The organism is Halomonas denitrificans (assembly GCA_019800895.1).
In the GTDB taxonomy this organism is placed as follows: domain Bacteria; phylum Pseudomonadota; class Gammaproteobacteria; order Xanthomonadales; family Wenzhouxiangellaceae.
Genome location: JAHVKF010000002.1, coordinates 796,626 through 816,679, shown reverse-complemented (window position 1 = coordinate 816,679; position 20,054 = coordinate 796,626). Strand labels below are relative to the sequence as shown.

21 protein-coding genes are annotated in these 20,054 nt (G+C 70.8%); 15 read left to right on the top strand and 6 right to left on the bottom strand.

The window, feature by feature from the left end; translation table 11 throughout:
• Positions 1 to 34: 34 nt before the first annotated feature.
• Positions 35 to 760, bottom strand: coding sequence for a 16S rRNA (uracil(1498)-N(3))-methyltransferase (locus KUV67_07640; GenBank protein MBY6204752.1), 726 nt, complete (start codon positions 758 to 760; stop codon positions 35 to 37).
• Positions 760 to 2,109: an adenosylmethionine--8-amino-7-oxononanoate transaminase gene (locus KUV67_07635; GenBank protein MBY6204751.1), complete on the bottom strand. Its 1,350-nt coding sequence runs from the start codon at positions 2,107 to 2,109 to the stop codon at positions 760 to 762. Before KUV67_07635 ends, KUV67_07640 begins: the two co-directional genes overlap by 1 nt.
• Positions 2,110 to 2,225: 116 nt before the next feature.
• Between KUV67_07635 and gspG the strand changes: the two genes are divergently transcribed.
• The 10 genes from gspG (at position 2,226) to cysQ (ending at position 8,982) form a co-directional block, all read left to right on the top strand.
• Positions 2,226 to 2,660 carry a type II secretion system major pseudopilin GspG gene (gene gspG / locus KUV67_07630; GenBank protein ID MBY6204750.1) on the top strand — a complete coding sequence of 145 codons (435 nt, stop codon included), beginning with the start codon at positions 2,226 to 2,228 and terminating at the stop codon, positions 2,658 to 2,660.
• 7 nt (positions 2,661 to 2,667) lie between these two features.
• Positions 2,668 to 3,195, top strand: a complete 528-nt coding sequence (locus KUV67_07625; protein ID MBY6204749.1) for a prepilin-type N-terminal cleavage/methylation domain-containing protein — start codon at positions 2,668 to 2,670, stop codon at positions 3,193 to 3,195.
• Complete coding sequence (gene gspI, locus KUV67_07620; GenBank protein ID MBY6204748.1) at positions 3,192 to 3,542, top strand: type II secretion system minor pseudopilin GspI; 351 nt, start codon at positions 3,192 to 3,194, stop codon at positions 3,540 to 3,542. The genes KUV67_07625 and gspI overlap by 4 nt, the downstream gene beginning before the upstream one ends.
• Complete coding sequence (gene gspJ, locus KUV67_07615) at positions 3,539 to 4,141, top strand: type II secretion system minor pseudopilin GspJ (GenBank protein ID MBY6204747.1); 603 nt, start codon at positions 3,539 to 3,541, stop codon at positions 4,139 to 4,141. The genes gspI and gspJ overlap by 4 nt, the downstream gene beginning before the upstream one ends.
• A complete protein-coding gene (gene gspK / locus KUV67_07610) occupies positions 4,138 to 5,010 on the top strand; it encodes a type II secretion system minor pseudopilin GspK (GenBank protein MBY6204746.1) in 873 nt (290 codons plus the stop codon). The genes gspJ and gspK overlap by 4 nt, the downstream gene beginning before the upstream one ends.
• 47 nt (positions 5,011 to 5,057) lie before the next feature.
• Positions 5,058 to 6,281: a hypothetical protein gene (locus KUV67_07605; protein ID MBY6204745.1), complete on the top strand. Its 1,224-nt coding sequence runs from the start codon at positions 5,058 to 5,060 to the stop codon at positions 6,279 to 6,281.
• Positions 6,278 to 6,751: a type II secretion system protein M gene (locus KUV67_07600; protein MBY6204744.1), complete on the top strand. Its 474-nt coding sequence runs from the start codon at positions 6,278 to 6,280 to the stop codon at positions 6,749 to 6,751. The genes KUV67_07605 and KUV67_07600 overlap by 4 nt, the downstream gene beginning before the upstream one ends.
• Positions 6,752 to 6,819: 68 nt before the next feature.
• Positions 6,820 to 7,608: a hypothetical protein gene (locus KUV67_07595; GenBank protein MBY6204743.1), complete on the top strand. Its 789-nt coding sequence runs from the start codon at positions 6,820 to 6,822 to the stop codon at positions 7,606 to 7,608.
• On the top strand, positions 7,601 to 8,173 hold the full coding sequence (gene nudE / locus KUV67_07590; GenBank protein ID MBY6204742.1) for an ADP compounds hydrolase NudE: 573 nt from the start codon (positions 7,601 to 7,603) through the stop codon (positions 8,171 to 8,173). Before KUV67_07595 ends, nudE begins: the two co-directional genes overlap by 8 nt.
• A complete protein-coding gene (cysQ, locus tag KUV67_07585) occupies positions 8,170 to 8,982 on the top strand; it encodes a 3'(2'),5'-bisphosphate nucleotidase CysQ (GenBank protein MBY6204741.1) in 813 nt (270 codons plus the stop codon). The genes nudE and cysQ overlap by 4 nt, the downstream gene beginning before the upstream one ends.
• On the opposite strand, the gene KUV67_07580 is transcribed toward cysQ, so the two are convergent.
• Both KUV67_07580 and KUV67_07575 read right to left on the bottom strand, forming a co-directional pair.
• A complete protein-coding gene (locus KUV67_07580) occupies positions 8,930 to 10,633 on the bottom strand; it encodes a hypothetical protein (GenBank protein ID MBY6204740.1) in 1,704 nt (567 codons plus the stop codon). The genes cysQ and KUV67_07580 overlap by 53 nt on opposite strands.
• Before the next feature lie 14 nt (positions 10,634 to 10,647).
• Complete coding sequence (locus KUV67_07575; GenBank protein MBY6204739.1) at positions 10,648 to 11,067, bottom strand: CopD family protein; 420 nt, start codon at positions 11,065 to 11,067, stop codon at positions 10,648 to 10,650.
• Positions 11,068 to 11,477: 410 nt separating this feature from the next.
• Between KUV67_07575 and erpA the strand changes: the two genes are divergently transcribed.
• The 5 genes from erpA (at position 11,478) to KUV67_07550 (ending at position 16,353) form a co-directional block, all read left to right on the top strand.
• Complete coding sequence (gene erpA, locus KUV67_07570; protein ID MBY6204738.1) at positions 11,478 to 11,843, top strand: iron-sulfur cluster insertion protein ErpA; 366 nt, start codon at positions 11,478 to 11,480, stop codon at positions 11,841 to 11,843.
• Positions 11,844 to 11,948: 105 nt separating this feature from the next.
• Entirely contained in the window at positions 11,949 to 12,782 is an 834-nt protein-coding gene (locus KUV67_07565) for a hypothetical protein (protein ID MBY6204737.1), read from the top strand.
• A gap of 94 nt (positions 12,783 to 12,876) precedes the next feature.
• Positions 12,877 to 14,193: an amidohydrolase family protein gene (locus KUV67_07560; GenBank protein MBY6204736.1), complete on the top strand. Its 1,317-nt coding sequence runs from the start codon at positions 12,877 to 12,879 to the stop codon at positions 14,191 to 14,193.
• 73 nt (positions 14,194 to 14,266) lie between these two features.
• A complete protein-coding gene (locus KUV67_07555; protein MBY6204735.1) occupies positions 14,267 to 15,241 on the top strand; it encodes a tyrosine-type recombinase/integrase in 975 nt (324 codons plus the stop codon).
• 188 nt (positions 15,242 to 15,429) lie between these two features.
• Positions 15,430 to 16,353, top strand: coding sequence for a hypothetical protein (locus KUV67_07550; protein MBY6204734.1), 924 nt, complete (start codon positions 15,430 to 15,432; stop codon positions 16,351 to 16,353).
• Positions 16,354 to 16,426: 73 nt separating this feature from the next.
• Here the strand turns inward: KUV67_07550 and KUV67_07545 are convergent, their stop codons facing one another.
• Together KUV67_07545 and KUV67_07540 are read right to left on the bottom strand one after the other, a co-directional pair.
• Positions 16,427 to 17,608, bottom strand: a complete 1,182-nt coding sequence (locus tag KUV67_07545; protein ID MBY6204733.1) for a carotenoid 1,2-hydratase — start codon at positions 17,606 to 17,608, stop codon at positions 16,427 to 16,429.
• Positions 17,605 to 20,052 (bottom strand): FtsX-like permease family protein, encoded by a 2,448-nt coding sequence (locus tag KUV67_07540; protein ID MBY6204732.1) that lies wholly within the window; start codon positions 20,050 to 20,052, stop codon positions 17,605 to 17,607. The genes KUV67_07545 and KUV67_07540 overlap by 4 nt, the downstream gene beginning before the upstream one ends.
• Between the last annotated feature and the right edge of the window lie 2 nt (positions 20,053 to 20,054).

The following is a 20,054-nucleotide window of genomic DNA, read 5'->3' as shown; positions in this document are numbered from 1 at the left end:
GCAGGGCGCGCCCGGCGTCCTGCTCGCCCCGGGCTCACCGATCGAGGTCGCCGAACCTCGCCTGCAGCACCGCCAGCGCCGCCGCGCCGGCGGTTTCGGTGCGCAGCACGCGCGGCCCGAAGCGGACCGCACGGAATCCGGACGCTTCGAGAACGCCCCGGTCGCTCGACCCGAACCCACCCTCCGGTCCGATGGCGAGCGCGAACGCCTCGGCGCCCTCGACCCGTCCCAGCGCGACGTCGGCCCCGGGATCGAGCATCAACCCGACCGCGTGCGGCGGCGTCCAGTCGGCCAGCCGGCGCGGCAGGGCCACTTCGGGAATTCGAGCGCGCCCGCACTGCTCGCATGCCGAGACGGCAATCTCCTGCCAGCGTGTCCTGCGCTTTTCGGCCCGGGCGCCATCGAGTCGGACATCGCCGTGCTCGGTCAGCACCGGATGGATCGCGTGCACGCCCAGTTCGACCGCCTTCTGGACCAGCCAGTCCATCTTGTCGCCCTTGGCCACGGCCTGGACCAGGTGGACGACCAGCCGAGACTCGGTGTCGACCTCGATCGAGGACTCGATCCGGACCCGGCAGGTCGAGCCGCTCAGGGCGACGATCTCGGCTTCGGCATCGCGGCCGTCGCCGTTGAACACCACGACCCGGTCGCCGGGTCGGCGGCGCAGCACCCGGCCCAGTCGGTGGGCGGCACCCGGGTCGAGGTCGACCTCGGTCCCCGGGTCCAGGTCGACGGGAGAATGGAGCCGGATCGTTCGCATTACAGCCGCCGCCCCGTGGCCTCTTCGATGCCGGAGATCGCGACCTCGCCCAGCCGGTCGATTTCCTCGTCGCCGATCACGTACGGGGGCATGAAGTAGACCACGTTGCCGAGCGGTCGCAGCAGCGCGCCCCGCTCGAGCGCATGGCGATAGACACGAATGCCGCGCCGCTCCTGCCACGGGTAGGGCCGGCGATCGTCGCCGACCATCTCCATGGCCAGGATCATCCCGGTCTGGCGGATCTCACCGACGTTCGGATGCGCCTCCAGCGGTTCGACCGCCCGGCGCATCCGTTCGGCGCGTCGCCGGTTCTCGCCGAGCACGTCGCTCGCGACGAACAGTTCCAGCACCGCCAGCGCCGCGGCGCAGCACAGGGCATTTCCGGTATAGCTGTGCGAATGCAGGAAGGCCTTGAGCGTGGCGTAGTCGTCGTAGAACGACTGGTAGACCTCGTCGCCGGTCAGCACCGCGGAAAGCGGCAGGTATCCGCCGGTCAGCCCCTTCGACAGGCACATGAAATCGGGGGATATCCCGGCCTGCTCGCAGGCGAACAGGGTCCCGGTGCGGCCGAAGCCGACCGCGATCTCGTCGGCGATCAGGTGGACCTCGTAGTGATCGCAGGCCTTGCGCAGGCGCTCGAGGTAGACCGGGTCGTACATCCGCATGCCGCCGGCGCACTGGACCAACGGCTCGACGATCACCGCGCACAGGTCCTGGTGGTGCTCGGCGAGCGCGCGCTCCATGTCCGCGAAGCGGCGCTCGGCGTGCTCGGCCCAGCTGCTGCCCGGCGCGCGGTCGAACGCGTCCGGCGACGGAACGACCAGCGGTTCGAGAAGCAGAGGCGCGTAGGTGTCGCGGTAGAGACCGACGTCGCTGACCGACAGGGCACCGAGGGTCTCCCCGTGGTAACTGCCGGACAGGCAGGCGAAGCGGGACTTCCTGCGGCCGCGGTTGCGCCAGTAGTGGAACGACATCTTCAGCGCGACTTCGACGGCGGCCGAGCCGGAATCGGCGTAGAACACCCGGTCCAGGCCCGGCGGCGTGAGCGCCACCAGCTGTTCGGCCAGCCGGGTCGCGGCCGGGTGGGTCAGGCCGGCGAGGATCACGTGTTCCAGGGTGTCGGCCTGCTCGCGCAGCCGCCGGTTGATGTGCGGGTTCGCGTGGCCGAACAGGTTGACCCACCAGGAACTGATCGCGTCGATGTAGCGATTTCCGTCGAAATCCTCGAGCCACACGCCTTCGCCCCGCTGGATCGGGATCATCGGAATCGTGTCTTCGTGGTCCTTCATCTGCGAACAGGGGTGCCAGAGCACGTCCAGGTCGCGCCTGCGCCAATCGGCGTTGTCCATCGGGCGTTCCGGGGCGAATTCACCGTGGAGCATAGCGCGGGGCGCGAGCCATGTTTTGCTATGATCGATTCCGATCCCGGGCGCCGAGCGCCCCTGTCCTTCCGCCGGGAATCCGCATGACTCCACCGCGCACTACGTCCTCCGGTTTCACGCTGATCGAGATTCTCGTCGTGGTCGTGATCATCGGCATCCTGGCCGCCGTGGTGGTTCCGCGGTTCATGGACGAACCCGACCGGGCCCGGGCGGTCAAGGCCCGCCAGGACATCGAGGCGATCGTGACGGCGCTGAACCTGTACCGTCTCGACAACCACGTCTATCCCTCGACCCAGCAGGGCCTGGATGCGCTCGTCGAACGCCCTTCGGGCCGGCCAGAAGCGCCGAACTGGAAGGCCGGAGGCTACCTCGAACGATTGCCGAACGACCCCTGGGGTCGCCCCTACCTCTACATGAATCCCGGCGTCCACGGCGATATCGACGTCTGGTCGAATGGCGCCAACGGCCAGCCGGGCGGTGAGGGCATCGATGCCGAGATCGGCAACTGGATGGACTGACCGCGCCGTGCGGCAGGCGTCGGGGTCCGCCGCCAGCGGCGGCTACACGCTGATCGAGATTCTCGTCGTGATCGTCATTGCCGGCGTGCTGGCGGGCGTGGCCTTGCTCCGGATTTCGGGCGATCGGCCCGACGCGCGCCTGGACCGGGAAGTGCAACGGCTCGACGCTCGCCTGGGCGAACTCTGCGAGCGCGCCTTGCTGATCGGAGCGCCGCACGGCGTGCGCCTGACCCACGGCGGCTACGACTTCTGGCAGCGGCGACGCGTGGACCGGCCGTCGGGCGGGCCACCGCAGGCGCCGTGGAACGAGCCGTCGGCGTGGCAACTCCTGAGCGACCGCCAGCAGCCGGCGGCCCAGGCCTGGCCGGACGGCATGCGCGTCGATCTGGTCGCCGCCGGACAGCGCATCGCACCGACCACGCAGGAACGCCCGCAGCTGGTGTGCAGCGCGCTGGAGCCGTTTCCGCCGTCGACCTGGACGCTTCGTATCGATGGCGCGATGCGACGGCTCGAACGGGGCGGACTGCAGCCGTGAGGACTCCGCGCGGCTTCACCCTGATCGAGGTCCTGGTCGCCCTGGCCGTGGTCGCCCTGGCGCTGGGCGCCCTGGCCCGGGCGGCGGGCAACGCCGCCGCGGTCCAGTACGAAGCCGAGCGCCGTACGTTCGCACTGTGGGTGGCGTCGAACCGGCTGGCCGAACTGGAACTCGCCCCCGTGGCGGCCGGACGGAGCAACGGCGCGACGCGGCTGGGCGGCATCGACTGGCGCTGGCAAGTGGACATCGCACCGGCACCGGGCGGTGAACTCTGGCGGGTCGACGTCAGCGTGTCCGACCGCTCGGGGTCGGTGGCCACGGTCCAGACCGGGTTCCTGCCGCGATGACCGGCGCGGCCGGGGCCCGCGGGTTCACGCTGGTCGAGCTGCTGGTCGCGGTGCTGGCCTTCGGGCTGCTGGCGGCTGCCGCCTATACCGGCCTGAACGGCCTGGCGTCCGGCGCCGGCCGCCTGGGTGACCGCGCCGACGAGCTGGCCGCGCTGCAGCGCGCGGTCGCCGCCCTCGACCAGGACCTGCGCCAGCTGGTCAGTCGCGCCGCCGCCCGCCCCGACGGCCGTTGGGTGCCGGCTCTGGCGGGTGCCGCGGACGGGTGGCAGGGTCACCGTGCGGGCCGCTGGTCGCCCGACGGGACCGGCTCCGTGCTCCAGACCGTGGCCTGGCGATGCCACCCGGACGGACGCCTCGAGCGCCGCGGGAAGGCCGGGGCCGGTCGGGTGTTCACCGGCGCCACCGGCGTTCCCGCGGCGGGCGATCTGCAGTTGCATCCGATCGGGTGTCGCGCCCTGCGCCTGCGCTACCGCGACGCGGTCGGCGTCTGGCACTCGCGCTGGCCGGTCGACGAACGGCCGGCCCAGTTGCCCAGTGCCATCGAATACCGGCTGGAAACGTCCGCGTTCGGCGGCGTCCGACGGTTGGTCACGCTGTGACCGGGCCTCGACCTTGCGGGAAGCCTACGCAACGCGGCGCGGCGCTGCTGGTCGCGCTGCTGGCCGTCGCCCTGGCTTCCGTGCTGGCGCTGGGCCTGGTCGAGGATCAGCGCCGCACGCTGGCCCGGACCCAGGCCCTGACGGAAACCGAACGCAGCTGGCAGTTCGCGCAAGGCCTGGAATCGACCCTCGTCGAACGGGTCCGCAGGGCGCGCCGCGAAGGCGCCGGGCCGATGCCGCTGGACGGCGGCTGGAGCGCTGCGTTCCCGGTCCCGGGCGGAGCGGTCCGGATTCGCCTGATCCCGCGCAGCGACCGGTTCAACCTCAATTCGCTGGCCGATCCGACCCCGGAACGTGCGCTGCGGGCGCGCGACGGCCTGGCCCGCCTGCTGGCGCAGCTCGACCTCGATCCCGGCCTGGCCGATGCGCTCGGGGACGCCCTGCGGGCCGGAGGCCGGCCGGTGCTGCTGGCCCACATCAGCGAACTCGGCGAGATGGACGGCTTCTCGACCGTCGACCGGACGCGCCTGCTGCCGTTCGTGACGGTCGTGCCCGACCCGCGCAGCCGACTGGACGTCAACGCGGCCAGCGCCGAAGCGCTCGTCGCCCAGGTGCCGGAGCTGGGCTCGGAGGCCGCCGAACGGCTGATCCTGCGCGCTCCCTATGCGCGGCCCGAGGACCTGTTCGCCCAACCGGAGTTGCAGGCGCTGTCCGCGCCGGACCTGGCCAATCGGCTGGCCGTCGAGGGTGACTGGTTCCTGGCCCACGCCGAGATCGCCCTCGGCGACCGCGTGCAGGACCACTACCGCCTGCTGAACGTTTCGGGTGCGGGGTATGATGCACGCTACGTCAGTCTCGGTATTCCCTGACGCCTTCGCAACGTCGTCTCGAAGACTTCCCCGAGGATTTCCCGACCATGTCCCGAACCTCCCGGATCGAGCCAAGGATCGCGGTCGCGTATTGCGCTTCGGTCGGCGAATCGGTCGACGACTCGTCCGGCCAGGTCGCCGGCGCGCCGAATGCGCAGGACGGTGACACCTGGATCGGCCTGGTTCCTGCCGACCGGGTCAGCGTCGTCGCCGTGGACCTGCCGGAGCTGCGCGGTGCTCGACTCGGACAGGCCCTGCGCTGGGCCGCCGAAGACGCGCTGGCCGGTAACGCCGAGGATCAACACGTGGTTCCGATCGGCCGTCGCAGCGATGGCCGGATGGCCTGCGCCGTGGCGGCACGGACCGACATGCAGCGCTGGTGCGCCGACGGGCCGACGCTGCTCCGCCTGGTGCCCGATGCCGCCGCGCTGCCGCGGCGCGACGGCGAACTGGTGCTCGCCGACAACGGCGATACGGTCCTGGCCCGCTGGGCGGACGACGGGTTCGATCGGCTGGACGCCGACCTGCTCGACACCCTGCTGCCCGACCTGATGGAGCAGGCCCGCCCGGCGAGGGTGGTCTGGTACGGATCGGCGGCGCCGGACAGCGTCGAGGCGCTGGATCCGGAGCGACGCGACCGTCCGGACCGGATCGAGGACCTGCTTGCCTCCACCGCGGCCGCCAGCCCGGTGAACCTGCTGTACGGCGACTTCGCCGCCGCCGGCGATCGGAACCGGCCCCGCGTGCGCTGGACCGCCGCGCTGGCGATGCTCGCTCTCGCGCTGCTGGTCGGCGACGCCGCGCTCGAGGCGGTGCAGCTGGACCGACAGGCCGATCGCCTGCAGGCGGAGATCGAAGGGCGTGCCGCCGACGCATTCCCCGGCCTGGTCCTGCTGCCGGGCCGCGAACGCGCCCAGCTGGAGCGCGCGCTGCGGGACCGGTCGGATTCCGGCGGCGGACCGGTCGACGTCATCGGTCGGATCAGCCCCTTGTTCACGGATCTCGACGGCATCGTCGTCGAGTCGCTGGCCGGTTCCGGGGACCGCATCGACCTGACGCTGCGGGCGCCCGGCCTGCCCGACCTCGAGGCCCTGGAACGCCAGGTCGAACAGCGCGGCCTGCGGGCCACGGTCGAAGATGTCGCGGTCGAAACCGGCGCGGTCCGCGCGCGCATGACGGTCGAGCTGGACCGGTCGTCGACCGCCGCGTCCACGCGCCTGCCGGGTGCAGGCCGCCTCGCGGCAAACGCGGATGGAGCACGGCGATCATGATGGCTCGCTGGCACGCACTGGCGCCGCGCGAGCGGCAATTGATCGGCGTGGCCGGCGCGGTCCTGACCGCCGCCGTGCTGTGGATCGCGGTGTGGGAGCCGCTGGATCGGCACCGCGACGACCTCCGTGCACGCGTAGCGGCCCAGCAGGCGCTCGCCGACTGGCTCGGTACCTTGGAAGCCGGCGCGCCGCTCGAGGCGGCGTCCGAGCGTTCCCTGGGCGGCCGATCGGCGCTGGCGGTGATCGACCAGAGCGCGCGCGCGGCCGGCCTGGCCGGCGCCCTGGTCCGGATCGAGCCCGGCGCCGCCGGCGAAGTCCGGGTCGTCCTCCAGCGAGCCGAGTTCCCGGCCCTGATGCGCTGGCTGGTCGATCTGGTCGAGGAGCGGCCGTTCCGGGTGGTCGATCTGCGGGCCGACCGCGCCGAAGCCGGACGGGTCGACGCGACCCTCGTCCTCGAACGCAGCGACTGACGCTCGGACCGGCACGCCGCCGGCCGGCGATCTGCTACCGTTCCGATTCGTCCCCCGTTCCTGCCGCCATGACCGATTCCACCGATGCCGTCGTCGACCTCGACCGGGCCCTCGAGGTCGCGCGAGCGGCCGCAGCGCAAGCCGCTTCGATCGCAATGGAGCATTTCCGGCGCCCGATCGACGTGGAGACCAAGGCCGACGACAGCCCGGTGACGGTGGTGGACCGGGCCTGCGAAACGGCGATCCGTGCCCGGATCGAGGACGCCTTCCCCGACCACGCCATCCTCGGCGAGGAATTCGGCCGCGCCGGGGAGCATCGCTGCCTCTGGCTGATCGACCCGATCGACGGCACCCGCAGCTTCATTCGCGGGCTGGAGTTCTGGTCGGTGCAGATCGCATTGATGGTCGACGGCGAACTGGTGCTCGGCGTATCGGCCGCACCCCCGTTCGATGAAACCGCCTGGGCCGTGCGCGGCCGGGGAGCGTGGCTCGACGGGGAACCGCTGCACGTGGCCGAGGCCGGATCCATCGATGCGATGGACCTGTCGCTGGGCAACGTGCGCACGCTGGCCAAGGGGCCGGGATGGTCGCGGATCGGCGAACTGGTCCGCCGGGCGCGGCGCACGCGCGGGTACGGCGATTTCTACCCGTACCACCGCCTCGCGGCGGGCCGGCTGGATGCGGTCGTGGAAAGCGACGTCAACATCCTCGACATCGCCGCCCTGACGGTCATCGTCCGCGAGGCCGGCGGCACCTGCACAACCCTGGGCGGCGGTCCGATCGGGCTGGACGCGTCGAGCATGCTCGCCGCACCCGAGCCCCTGCATGGCCGGCTGGTATCCTTGCTGAATGATTGACGATCCGCCCCGCCTGCCCACCATCCACGCCCGTGAAGAACGCAAGGACCGCAGCCTGTTCCGGGTCGAATCGCTGGACCTGGAATTCGCCAACGGCGAGCGGCGCGTCTACGAGCGTCTGATCAGCCGCGGCGTCGGCGCCGTCATCATCGTCGCTCTCGTCGACCCGGAAACGGTGCTGCTGGTTCGCGAATACGCCGGCGGCGTGCACCGCTACGAACTCGGCCTGCCCAAGGGCCGGCTGGAACCGGGCGAAGCGCATATCGAAGGTGCCAACCGGGAACTGCAGGAAGAGGTCGGGTTCGCCGCCCGCGACTTGCGGGTGATCGGCCAGCTGACGCTCGCGCCGGGCTACATGTCCCATGCGACGCATGTCGTGCTGGCGCGCGATCTCTACGCGTCGCGGTTGCCCGGCGACGAGCCCGAGGAGCTGGAGGTGATCCGCTGGCCGCTGGCGGACCTGGCTTCGCTGGTCGAGCGGGACGACTGCACCGAAGGTCGATCGATCGCGGCGCTGTACATGGCCCGCGACCTGCTCGCCAGCGGCCGGATCGACCCCGGATGACGACCGTCGATCCGGCACTGATCGAGGGCGTTCTCGAAGCCTGTGCGAGGGCGAATGCGGCCATTCTCGACATCTACGAGAACGACGATTTCGATGTCGAGATGAAGGCCGACGACAGTCCGCTGACCCGGGCCGACCTGGCCAGTCACCGCATCCTGGTCGATGCGCTGACCCGGCTCACGCCCGAAATCCCGGTGCTCAGCGAAGAATCTTCCGCCACCGCCTTCGCAGCACGCCGGGACTGGCCTCGTCTTTGGGTGGTCGACCCGCTCGACGGCACGCGCGAGTTCATCAAGCGCAACGGCGAGTTCACGATCAACGTCGCCCTGGTCGAAGCGCACCGACCGATCCTCGGCGTGATCGCGGTTCCAGCCGCCGGGACCGCCTATTCGGGGGTGCCCGGCCAGGGCGCGCTGTGCTGGGATGGTGCCGGGCGCTCGAGGAAAATCGAGACACGCCGGCCCGCCGCCGATCCGCCGGTGGTGCTCGGCAGCCGTTCCCACGGCAATCCGCGCAGCGAGGCGTTCTTCGAGGCGATCGGCCCCCACCGACGGATGGCGCGCGGAAGCGCGCTGAAGTTCTGCGCCGTGGCCAGCGGTGAAGCCGATTTCTACCCGCGCCTGGGCCCGACCAGCGAGTGGGACACGGCGGCCGGCGACGCGATCGTGCACGCCGCCGGAGGGCGGGTCTGGCTGCCCGACGGGCGCGACCTGCGCTACAACGCGCGCGAAACCACCCTCAACGGGGATTTCCTGGTCAGCGGCGACCCGCGGGCCCGCTGGCCCACGCCGCCGCCAGAAGAAGACTGATCATCAGCAGCAGCGCCAGCGTGCTCAGCGCGGGCACCGGGCGGATCGCTCCGACCGAGCCGGTCAGGTCGACGGTCAGCGACTCGGCCTGGACTTCGGTCTCCACCGGGTCGCCGGACGGGGTCTCGGTCCAGCCCTTGGTCACCGCCAGGTCCCGCCATGCGCGCCGGTAGACCAGCCGCGCGGTCACTTCGGCCTCGGCAACCAGTGCCGAGCCGAGCGCGAAGCGGTAGTCCGAGACATCGGCACCCCCTGACGGAATGCGAGTGTCGGACTGGACGGCCTCGGCGTCGATGAACAGCACCGGGGCCACGACCGGGCCGCTGCCGTTGATCCGGCCTTCGAGGACACGGGCGAAGCCGCGACCCGGGCGGCCGGCCAGGTCCTCGGGTCCGGAGCCGCCGGCGGCCGAACCGTAGAACGGCACCACCGGACCGCCGACCTGCGCAAGCGGTTCGCCGTCGACGCGCGCCTCGACGACCAGCACCGCGTTGCGGATCGACACACCGGTCGGAAACTCGTGCCCGGCGCCGTCGTTGCTGACCCGAGCCTGGACGGCGAGCTCCTCGCCGTCGACCCACGCGTCCAGCGTCAGACCGATCGCGTCGGACAGCTGCGGCGGGGTCGCTCCGATGAACTCGTGCGAGCGCCGCTGTTCCGCTGGCCGGATCGGTGTACCGCCGATCGAGGAGATCGGACCCGGTCCATCGGCCGCAGGCATGTGACAGTCCTGGCAGGCCATGAAATCGGGCCCCGGCACCGAGTAGGGGCCGGCCAGCCACTCGTCGTAGGTCGTCTGGCCGGGCGCTCCGGTCTCCGGATTGTTGTACTGGTGGCAGGAGGCGCAGAACTTCGCATCGGAGAAGCCGGGCTGGTACGAAGCGCGCATCACCGAGAAGCTCACGTCGTCGAGCGGTCCCCACACCCAGAGCGGGGTCGAGGGATCGTCCGGAAACCGGTAGAGCGTATTGCCCAGGTGGTGCAGCGCATCGGTGTCGTCGTTGACCTCCGCCATCTGGTGGCAGGCCAGGCAGCTCACGCCGTCGAGCCCGTACGGCTCGGTGACCTCGTCGAGAAACACGTTGCCCGGGTCCTGGGCATCGACCAGCGGCGCGTGGCAGGTGGCGCAGAACCCCGTGTCGTCCGGGTCGTGCGTGTCGCGGAACACGTAGCCGTTTCCGCCCCCCGGGGTCCCGTCTCCCGAAAACAGGTCAAGCACCCAGGGATTGACGCCGGCACCGGCGTGACGCGAGTCGCGCCATTCGGAGAACTGGTCGAAGTGACAGCTGGCGCAGTTGGTCGAAGTGCCCGGGTCGTAGGGCACGCGGTCGGCCGTCGGTAGCGAAGTCAGGCGGATTTCCGTGTCCACGCCGGCGACCGCGTCGACCGATCCGGTGATGTAGTTGTCGGCGTTGGCGCTGTCGTACGGGGTGACCGCGGTGATCGTGACCACGCCGACCGGATCGGGAAGCGAGAACAGGCCGTCTGCCCCGGTCACGAACGGGGCATCGGTGGTGGCCTGGATTCGCACCCGGGCGCCCTCGATCGGTAGTCCGGTCAGATCGTCGACCACGATGCCGGTGATGTCGGCACGGGCCGGGGTGCCGGCGAGCAGCAGGAGGGTCGCCAGGAGGGGCAGGCGGAATCGCATTCGGGAGTCTCCGTTCAGAACGGTTTGAGAATGGCCAGCAGTACGATCGCGACCAGGAGCAGGGCCGGCGCTTCGTTGAACCAGCGGTACCAGGTCGAGTCGTGGCGATTGCGTCCGGCTCGAAAGGCGAGTACCAGTCGCCAGCACCACAGGTGATAAGCGACCAGCAGGACAACCAGCACCAGTTTTGCATGCAGCCAGCCCATCGCCAGGTAGACCTCGGGCGCGGCGAGGATCAGCGCCAGCCCGAAGCCGACGGCGAGTGCGCCGCCGATGTGGGTGATGCCGAGCAGCCGCCGCTGCATGATCCGGAACAGGTCCTGGACCGCCGGCTCCGGGTTCTCGGCCGCGTAGACGAACAACCGCGGCAGATAGAACAGACCGGCGAACCAGGTGACGACGAACACGATGTGGAAGGCCTTGAGCCAGAGCATGCCGGGGACCTTGGCGGACGGGAGGCTATTGTGACGGCTGGCGCCACGAGCCTCAAGCGTGGACACCCGCTCGCCCGCACCGGCGCCGGGCCGCCGGCGACCCGAGCGGGGCCCGGAACCGATCCCCCCTGCCGGAAGTCATGCTTCGGCTTGACTTCGGCTTCGGCACGGCGGTATAACCATGGCGTGCAAACACAATATTAACAACAGCACAGGGGTACCGTTCCGGTATCACCACGTACCGAGCAGCATCCGGTTTGGGGCAAAAGCGGTCTTCGGACCGCTTTTTTTATCGCCGGCCTCCGACGCGTCGGCTGCGTTCGTGCAGCCGCTTGAGTATGCTGGTCCCGAACCTCATTTCCATAGCTGACCGCCAGGAACCCCGGAGCCGGCTCGCCATGAACGACTCGATGCACGATTCGACCCACGCCGCCGACACGGACGCCGCACCACTGGTGTTCACCGAGTCGGCCGCGCGCAAGGTGCGCGAGCTGATCCTGGCCGACGGCAATCCGGCCTTGAAGCTGCGGGTCTACATCACCGGCGGGGGCTGCTCGGGATTCCAGTACGGATTCACCTTCGACGAAGCGGCCGACGAGGATGACGTGCGCGTCGATCGCGACGGCGTCACCCTGCTGGTCGACCCGCTCAGCTTCCAGTACCTGGAAGGCGCCGAGGTCGACTACGCCGAGAACCTCCAGGGGGCCCGCTTCATCATCCGCAATCCCAACGCGGCCACGACCTGCGGCTGCGGATCCTCCTTCGGGCTCGCCTGACGCGATCCGGCCGCGCCCCGTCCCGCACCGCATCGGTCGGCCGTCGGTTGACTTGCCGCACCGGCGGGTCTACAACGGACGCTTGATGATCGTCGACGAGCTCACGTGACCCTACTCGCGCTTCTGATCGCCCTTGGCCTGTCTCGGGCCTGGCCCGACGTCGAGCGCTGGCGGAACATCGACTGGATGGCCGAACCCGCCCTGTGGGCCGGGCGACGAGGACCGGCCTGGGCCCCGGCAGCCGCGACCGTGATCGCAGCGCTGATTGCCGGCGGGCTCCTGGCCGGACTGGCCGACCTGCTGCTCGGCGACGTCGGGCGGTTGCTGGCCGGGACCGTGGTCCTCCTTTTCGTGCTCGGCCCCCGCGACCTCGATCGGGATGTGGATTCGGCGGCGCGCGGCGGCGAAGAGTCGGCAATGGCGCGCCTGCGTCTGCGCATCGAGCCGGACTCCACCCGCGAACAGGGCGCGGCCGCCGTGCTGCACGCCGCCCTCGCTCGCTGGTTCGGCGTCCTGTTCTGGTTCGCCGTCCTGGGCATTCCCGGCGCCGTCGCCTATCGCTCGATCCGCCTCGCTCGCCACCTGTTCCCGGCCGGAACGGAACAGCGCCCGGCCTTCGACGCCGTGCTCGGCGTGCTGAACTGGCCCGCGGTGGGCCTGATGACGCTCTCGGTCGCCCTCATGACCGACTTCGACCGAGTGCTCGACCGCTTCGACGCACGCGCCGATCGCTGGCGCTTTCCCGCGCGGCTGCTCGACGACCTCGCCGACGCCGTTTGCCGCGCTGGGCCCGATGAATGCCAGGACGAGTCCGACACGGAACCCCGGCCCACCCCCCTGGCCGCCGGCCTCCACGAGGGTCGGCAGCTGGCGCGCCGCGTCCTCGCCCTCTGGCTGGCCGTCGTCGCCCTGCTGCTGCTGATCGGCGTCATCGCCTGAGCAACGAGATGCGGCCGACGCGTCGACCGCGCGCTCGCAGGCACACCTCTATAGTCCCGAGAGTCCCGACCACCGATTCCGAACGGAGCCCCACATGCGATCGACCCGCTGTTCCCTGATGATGCTCGCCGCGACCGGACTGATGGCCGCACTGTCGACCGACGCGCTCCGCGCCGAGACCTGGTTGCGCTGCGGCGCGACCCTCGACGTCGAGGCAGGCGCGCTGACCGACGCCCGCACCCTCGTCGTCGTCGACGGTCGGATCGAGCGGATCGAACGCGGCCACCCGGATGCACCCGGCGACGAGGAGATCGTCGACCTCGCCCGCCTGACCTGCCTGCCCGGCCTGATGGACATGCACACCCACCTGACGAGCGAATCCAGCCCCAGCCGCTACGCGGACCGCTTCACCGACGATGCTGCGGACGTCGCGCTGCAGTCGGTGGAATACGCCCGCGAAACGCTGGCGGCCGGATTCACCACGGTGAGGGACCTCGGCGACTCCTACAACGCCAGTATCGCGCTGCGCGATGCGATCGAACGCGGCGTGGTGCCCGGGCCGCGGATCTACACCTCGGGCAAGTCGCTCGCGACCACCGGCGGTCACGCCGATCCGACCAACGGCTGGCGCGCCGACCTGATGGGCGCGCCGACGCCCCGCGACGGTGTCCTGAACGGGCCCGCCGAGGCGCGCGAGGCCGTCCGCCAGCGCTACAAGGACGGTGCCGACCTGATCAAGGTCACGATCACCGGCGGCGTGCTCAGCGTGGCCCGGAGCGGCATGAACCCGCAGTTCCGCCCGGACGAGATCGAAGCGGTGATCGAGACCGCGGCCGACTACGACATGCACGTTGCCGCGCACGCCCACGGCGCCGAGGGCATGAAACGAGCGATCCGTGCCGGCATCCACTCGATCGAGCACGGCACCTACATGGACGACGAGGTCATCGAACTGATGATCGAGAACGGCACCTGGTTCGTGCCGACGATTTCGGCCGGGAAATTCGTCGCCGAAAAGGCCGAGATCGACGGCTACTACCCGGAGGTCGTGCGCCCCAAGGCCGCGACGATCGGACCCCTGATGCAGGACACGTTCGGCCGCGCCCATGCTGCCGGCGTGCGCATCGCCTTCGGCACCGATTGCGGCGTCTGCTACCACGGCGACAACGCCCTGGAGTTCGGCTTCATGGTCGAGGCGGGCATGTCGCCGGCCGACGCGCTGCGATCAGCGACCCTGAACGCCGCCGAGCTGCTCGGGGTCGAGGATCGCGCCGGTCGTCTCGCGCCGGGCTACTGGGCCGACGTGGTCGCGGTCGAGGGCAACCCCCTCGAGGACGTTTCGCTACTGACCGACATCCGGTTCGTGATGAAGGGCGGCACGGTGTTCGCGCACGGTTCCGCGGCCCGCTGACCTCGTTGCAAATGCCCGGGGGCGCTCGTATAGTGATCTGCATCACGTTTCGTGCGTTCCGGGAGGGTTGACCGTGTCCGCATCGCTCGAACGCATGAGCGACGCGATGCGTCGCGACGGCGTCGATGACAAGACCGCCCGCCGCAACCTGTTCTGGGCCCGGGCCTTCCTCGAGCACGCCGGTTCGGACGATCCCAAGCGGCTCGGTCGCCGCGATCTGGATCGCTTCCTCGCTCACCTGGCGAACGAGCGCTACGCCGGACGGCCTTCCCAGGACCGGGCGCTCAACGCGATCCGCCTGCTGTACCGCCGCGGCGTCGGCCAGGTGCCGGCCTGGCTGCAGATCGTGCTCGACGAGCGTCGCCCCGTGAAAGGGCCGAACATCGTGACGCGCGACGAAGTCGGCCGCCTGCTGGGGCAGCTGCACGGTGCGCACTGGCTGGCCGCGGCGCTGGTCTACAGCACCGGAATCCGACTGGTCGAATGCGTACGATTGAGAATCCGGGACATCGACCTGGGCGAGCGGTCGCTGCAGATCCGCGACCCCCGCGGGACCGTCCTCCGCGACGCCGCCCTTCCCGAGTCGATCCTGGTCCCGCTCGAGCAACGGATCGAAACGCTCCGACGCCGGCACATCCAGGACATCGGCGAAGGTCGGGGCCGCGCGTCCCTGCCGCCCGAACTCGCCGAGCAGCACCCGGAGCTCGCGCGCAAATGGGGCTGGCAGTACCTGTTTCCGCAGCGCCGCGAAGGCGAGGAGTTCCGCCCGGTGCCGGACGGTGAGCCGATGCACCACGTCGAGCCGGCACAGATGCACCGCCACTTCGAGCAGGCGGCCCAGGCCGCCGGAATCCACCGCCGGGTGACGGGGCACGTGCTGCGCAACAGCTACGCCATCCACCTGATCCAGCAAGGCGTGCCGGTGCGCCGGGTCGAGCAGCTGCTCGGCACCGCGCCGGACGATCTGCCCGCGTGCACCCGCGACGACCCACCGGTCTGCCTCGATCTTCCAGCAACCCGCGTGGCCCACGGGCTGTCGGCATCCTGACCCGAACGCTTGAATTCTCCTTCGCCGTGGAGTAGATTCCATGGATTGTGCGGCCGATCACGTTCGGCCGCCTGTTTTGTGCGTCGCCGCCTGTGGTCGTTCTGCACCCGGATCGAGGTTTGTCGATCGAGGTCGCTCGGCCGCCACGTGACCCGCGTACCAACCCCTGACAGAGCGGAGCTGAACGAATGAACAAGTATCGATCCTTGCTTGCTGCCGGCCTGATCGCCAGCGGCGCCGCGGTGGCGCAGACCACCGACGACCCCAACAACGCCATCGACGGCGTCAATACCAATCCGCGCGGCAGCGTCGGTGCGGTCATCGGCAGCTTCCCGGTCGACCCGGCGTTTTCCAACCTGCCCGTCGGCCTGGAGAACGACGGCAGCGGCAATCTCGATCTCACCGAAATCGGGGGCATGACGCCGAACGCCGGCACGATCGACACCACCGGCGCCGTCGTGACCGGCCCCACGTCCCTGTCGGACACGGGCAACGCGATCGGCATCACCCGGATCGGCGGCAACTTCGCGATCACCGATACGACCGGCCAGGAAGTCGACTACTACGATGCCGGCTACACCTTCGTGTCGAGTTTCTCGGTCGCCGCCGAGACCACCTTCCCGGAAGGCATCACGACCGCGCCGTTCAGCGGCAACCTGTATGTCGTCGATGGTGCCGGCGGAAACGTCGTGGCCGAGTACGACCCGACCGGCACGCTGGTCACCACCTACCCGATCAACGGCTCCTCGCCGGACGGCATCGCCTTCGATCCGATCCGCTGCTCGTTCTGGATCTACGACAGCGGCACCGATACGGTCCGCAGCTACGACAGCACGTTCACGGAAATCGAGACCTTTCCGGGCACGATCGCGGCCGGCGGCGGCGGCGGCGAGGGACTGGGCGTGATCGGCAACCGCTTGTACGTGATGGATCCGGGCAATTCGCAGGTCTTCGAATTCGACATCTCGGCGGCGACCCCGGCACCGAACGCCGGTCAGCTGTGCCTGCCGGACGGCAGCCAGCCGGTGCCGAGCCTGAACCGCTTGGGCATCGTGCTGCTGACGCTGATGATGCTCGGCGTGGCCTTCGTGGTGCGCTCGCGCTTCAGCTGATCGGCCTCACGCACTCCCTTCGAACGGCCCGCCCCCGGCGGGCCGTTTTCGTTTTTCGAGGCACGAGCGTGTCTCAACGCCCCGTCAGTCCGCGATCCGCGCCGGTATAGCCGCTGAGCTCGAGATAGCCGCGACCGACCGGCTCGCCGCCGCTCAGCACTTCGACCGCGCCTTCCCAGTAGCGGACGCTGCCCCGCCAGAGCTGGGCATCGAAAGCCGGTCGGACCTCCAGCGAGAGCCCCTGCCCGGGGACGTCGACCGACCAGGCCACCGGCCAGGCCACACCCTCGGGATCGCGCCAGCGACGGATCGGATGCAGGTCGAACGCGTCGGGGCCGAGCGTCCGGACCTGCCCGTCGGCCTCGACCAGCGTTCCGGCGGAAAAGGGCGACGCCGTGCCCTGCTCCGTGCGCAGTCGGTAGACCATCAGGTCGCGGCCGTCGTCGAGCTGCAGCGCGAACCAGTCCCAGCCCTCGATTCCGGGACCCAGCTGGCTCGACCCCCACTCACGGTCCAGCCACGCCGTGCCGTCGACGGAAAAGGAGGCGCCGTCCAGCGCCAGCGTTCCCCCGGACCGCATCCGGGTGTAGGAGTAGTAGCGGGACGCGTTGCCGGGCGAGGGCCCCTTGCGGCTGTAGCCGGCGTCGCCCTGCAGCACCACGGGACGGGCCGGTTCCAGCGCCAGGTCGAGGAAGAAGTCGTCGGCGCCCGCGCGTAACCGCCAGCCACGCTCGGTGCGATCGACCGTCCAGTCCCGAAGCCACCACCGATCGGCGGTGGCGCCGGCCAGCCCGAGCGCGCCGCGTGCGAAGCGCTCACGCGACAGGAAGCGTTGCTGCTCCAGGTCGCTGACCGCCAGGTGCGCCATCCAGACCGCATCAGCGGCGAACACGCTTTCGATCGAATCGGCATCGAGTACCCGATCGCCGCCGAGACCGAAGCGGAACAGCGTGAACTGGAACCCGAAGCGCCGGCCGCCGGCGGCCTCGAGGTTTCCCGTGAAGTACCACCATTCGCTGCGGAACCCGGGATGCGCCGCGTGATCGGCGGGAAAGGCCAGCGCTCGCGGACCGGTCACCCGGAGAAAGTCCTCGGGAGCGGAATCCAGCAGCGCCGTGGTATCGAGGGACGCAGTGTCGGACTGCACGGACATGCTGCGCTGGACCAGCCACGCGATCGAAAGCACCGCGAGCAGCAGGCCCGGGACCACGAGCGGCACCAGCCGGGCCCATCGGTTCAGCCATCGGCGCTTCATCGCAAGGCCCTCAGCGATGCGGCCGGCGGCCGACTGGCGATCCGGGCCGCGGGCACCAGTCCGGCCAGCGCGCCGAGGACCAGGGCGAGCGGGATCACCACCAGGATCGGCTCGACCGGCGGGAGAGAGGCGGGCACGGTCCAGCCGAACGCCCTTGGCTGGACGAACAGCACCAGCGCGTAGTGGACCAAAGCGGCGGTCGGCACCGCAAGCAGCGCCGCGGCTGCCGTCAGGCCCAGGGTCTGGGCGACGACCAGAAGGAACAGCCGGCGAGGCTCGAGGCCCAGCGCACGCAGCGTGGCGTAGTCCCGCGCGCGCTCGAGGCCGTGGGCCAGCAGCGCACTGACCAACGCGACCAGCGCGATGCCACCGACCAGCAAGGCCATCGCCCAGCTGATCCGGAACGTGCGGTCGAACACCGACAGGCTCTGGTCGCGAATGGCATCCGGTCCGATCCAGCGGAACCCGCGCCGCTCGGCCAGGGCCTGCACGGAGCGCTCCAGCGCGCCAGGGTCGACCTCCGACGCCCGATACAGGCCGACGCTGTCGACCTCGCCCGGATCGACCACGGCGTCGGCGACCTGCCGCGCATCGATCGCGACGAAGCCCGCGTCGCTGCTGTAGTCCCGGAACACGCCGAGCACCGTCATCCGGCGCACGCCACCGGCAAACGGCAGCTCGATGTCGTTGCCCGGCGCCAGCGATCGTGCCCGCGCCAGCGGCTCCGAAATCGCGACGCCGCGCCCGCGTTCGAAGCCGGCGCGAATCGCCTCGGCGTCGCCGGCCAGCCATTCGAAGCCCGCCCAGGCCTCGCGGGGCAAGCGGTAGGCGGTCAATCGCGTGCCGTCGATCAGCCGCAGGCTCCGCACCGTGGAGACGGCCGCGACACCGTCCAGCGCCTCGAGAGCGGCGACATCGTCCGGCGCCAGCGTCCGCTCCGGCGCCGACACGTAGAGATCGGCGCGCAGCAGGCGCTGGACCCAGTCGTCGACCGCACCGCGGAAGCCGAGAATCATCATGCCCATGCCCATGGCCAGCGCGAGCGCGAGCGACAAGGCGGACAGCGCAGGCCCGAGGCGGCGTTGCGAGCCGACGAGGAGACCGATCGCGCGCCCGGCCAGGCCCCTGCCGAGGCGACGAGCGCCGGCGGCCAGCACACGAAAGCCCAGTGCCGGCAGCCACGAAGCGAGACCGGCAAGGACCAGGAACAGGCCGGCCAGCGCCGCGTACAGCCCGGAATCCACGATCACGGCGATTACGCCGCTGGCGGCCAGCAGCGGCGTCAGCCACGCGGGCCGCCGATCCCGCGCTTCCGGCGCGTCGCGTAGCAACCGACCGGGCGGCACGCGCAGCGCTTCGCGCGCCACCGGGATGGTGACCGCGACGGCGGCCAGCGCGCCGATCGCGAACAGCACCGCGTAGAGTTCGAGGGTCGGCGCGGTCCGGGCCAGGGCGAGCTGCCCGTAGATGCTGCGCACCGGGCCGGCGACCAGCGCGAGCAGACGATCGGCCAGCAGCGTCCCGGCCACCAGGCCGAGCAGCGAGCCGAGCACGCCGAGCGCCAGCCCCTCCTGGATCAGCATCCGCGCCAGGTCGCGGTGGGTCAGGCCGATCGCACGGAGGACGCCGAAGGTCCGGCGCCGCTGGACCATCAGGAAACTCAGCACGCTGTAGACCACGAACAGGCCGGTTGCCAGCGCCAGCAGGCTCATCGCGGTGAGGTTGGCGCGCAGTCCCGCGGTCAGGCGACGCGCCGATGCGCGTTGTTCGGCGGCCCGCGACAGCACGAGGCCAGGCGGCAGATGGGCCTGCAACCAATCGGCGGCTTCCGCCGGTGCCAGGAGCTCCGTGATGGCCCGGGGCTGGCCGAACGCGTGCTGGGCGGCGGCGATGTCCATCAGCAGGCGGCGATCGAGCGCGGCGACCGCACCGGTGACCGGGCCGTCGATGACCGTGAGCGCGACCGGCCCGTCGGGCCCGACCGCGTCGATCGGGCCCGGTTCCTCGAGGCCGATCAGGGCCCGGGTCTCGGGGCCGACGAGCGCCGGCGGCGAACCGGTGCCGTCCCACTGCAGGCCGGCCAGGGCCGCCGGACCGACCGAGCGGCCGTCGGCCACGCCGCCGAACGGATCGACCCCGACCACCTCCAGCTGGACGCCGGCGACCTGCACCGGTATCCGGAGGACCGGCACGAGGTCGGGCGCTCCGGTGCGTGTGGCCAGCGCCGCGTAGGCGCCAGGTGCGATCGGCCCGTCGGACGCCCGCAGGGTGACCGCGTCCGGACCGGCCAGCGCATCGCTCGCCGCATCCAGCGACTGGACCAGCGATCCGCGCAGCAGCGCCACGCCGGTCACCACGGCCATGCCGGCGGCAATGCCGATCAGGGCCAGCAGCAGCTGGCCGGGATGGCGCAGGAAGAAGGCGTGCGACAGACGCGCGCGCACGG

Coding starts and splice junctions, on each gene's coding strand:
- gspJ (MBY6204747.1), top strand. CDS start 3,539: ATGACCGGCGCGGCCGGGGCCCGCGGGTTCACGCTGGTCGAGCTGCTG.
- KUV67_07560 (MBY6204736.1), top strand. CDS start 12,877: ATGCGATCGACCCGCTGTTCCCTGATGATGCTCGCCGCGACCGGACTG.
- KUV67_07575 (MBY6204739.1), bottom strand. CDS start 11,067: ATGCTCTGGCTCAAGGCCTTCCACATCGTGTTCGTCGTCACCTGGTTC.
- KUV67_07595 (MBY6204743.1), top strand. CDS start 6,820: ATGACCGATTCCACCGATGCCGTCGTCGACCTCGACCGGGCCCTCGAG.
- KUV67_07550 (MBY6204734.1), top strand. CDS start 15,430: ATGAACAAGTATCGATCCTTGCTTGCTGCCGGCCTGATCGCCAGCGGC.
- KUV67_07635 (MBY6204751.1), bottom strand. CDS start 2,109: ATGGACAACGCCGATTGGCGCAGGCGCGACCTGGACGTGCTCTGGCAC.
- KUV67_07600 (MBY6204744.1), top strand. CDS start 6,278: ATGATGGCTCGCTGGCACGCACTGGCGCCGCGCGAGCGGCAATTGATC.
- KUV67_07580 (MBY6204740.1), bottom strand. CDS start 10,633: ATGCGATTCCGCCTGCCCCTCCTGGCGACCCTCCTGCTGCTCGCCGGC.
- gspG (MBY6204750.1), top strand. CDS start 2,226: ATGACTCCACCGCGCACTACGTCCTCCGGTTTCACGCTGATCGAGATT.
- nudE (MBY6204742.1), top strand. CDS start 7,601: ATGATTGACGATCCGCCCCGCCTGCCCACCATCCACGCCCGTGAAGAA.
- KUV67_07545 (MBY6204733.1), bottom strand. CDS start 17,608: ATGAAGCGCCGATGGCTGAACCGATGGGCCCGGCTGGTGCCGCTCGTG.
- cysQ (MBY6204741.1), top strand. CDS start 8,170: ATGACGACCGTCGATCCGGCACTGATCGAGGGCGTTCTCGAAGCCTGT.
- erpA (MBY6204738.1), top strand. CDS start 11,478: ATGCACGATTCGACCCACGCCGCCGACACGGACGCCGCACCACTGGTG.
- KUV67_07640 (MBY6204752.1), bottom strand. CDS start 760: ATGCGAACGATCCGGCTCCATTCTCCCGTCGACCTGGACCCGGGGACC.
- KUV67_07605 (MBY6204745.1), top strand. CDS start 5,058: ATGTCCCGAACCTCCCGGATCGAGCCAAGGATCGCGGTCGCGTATTGC.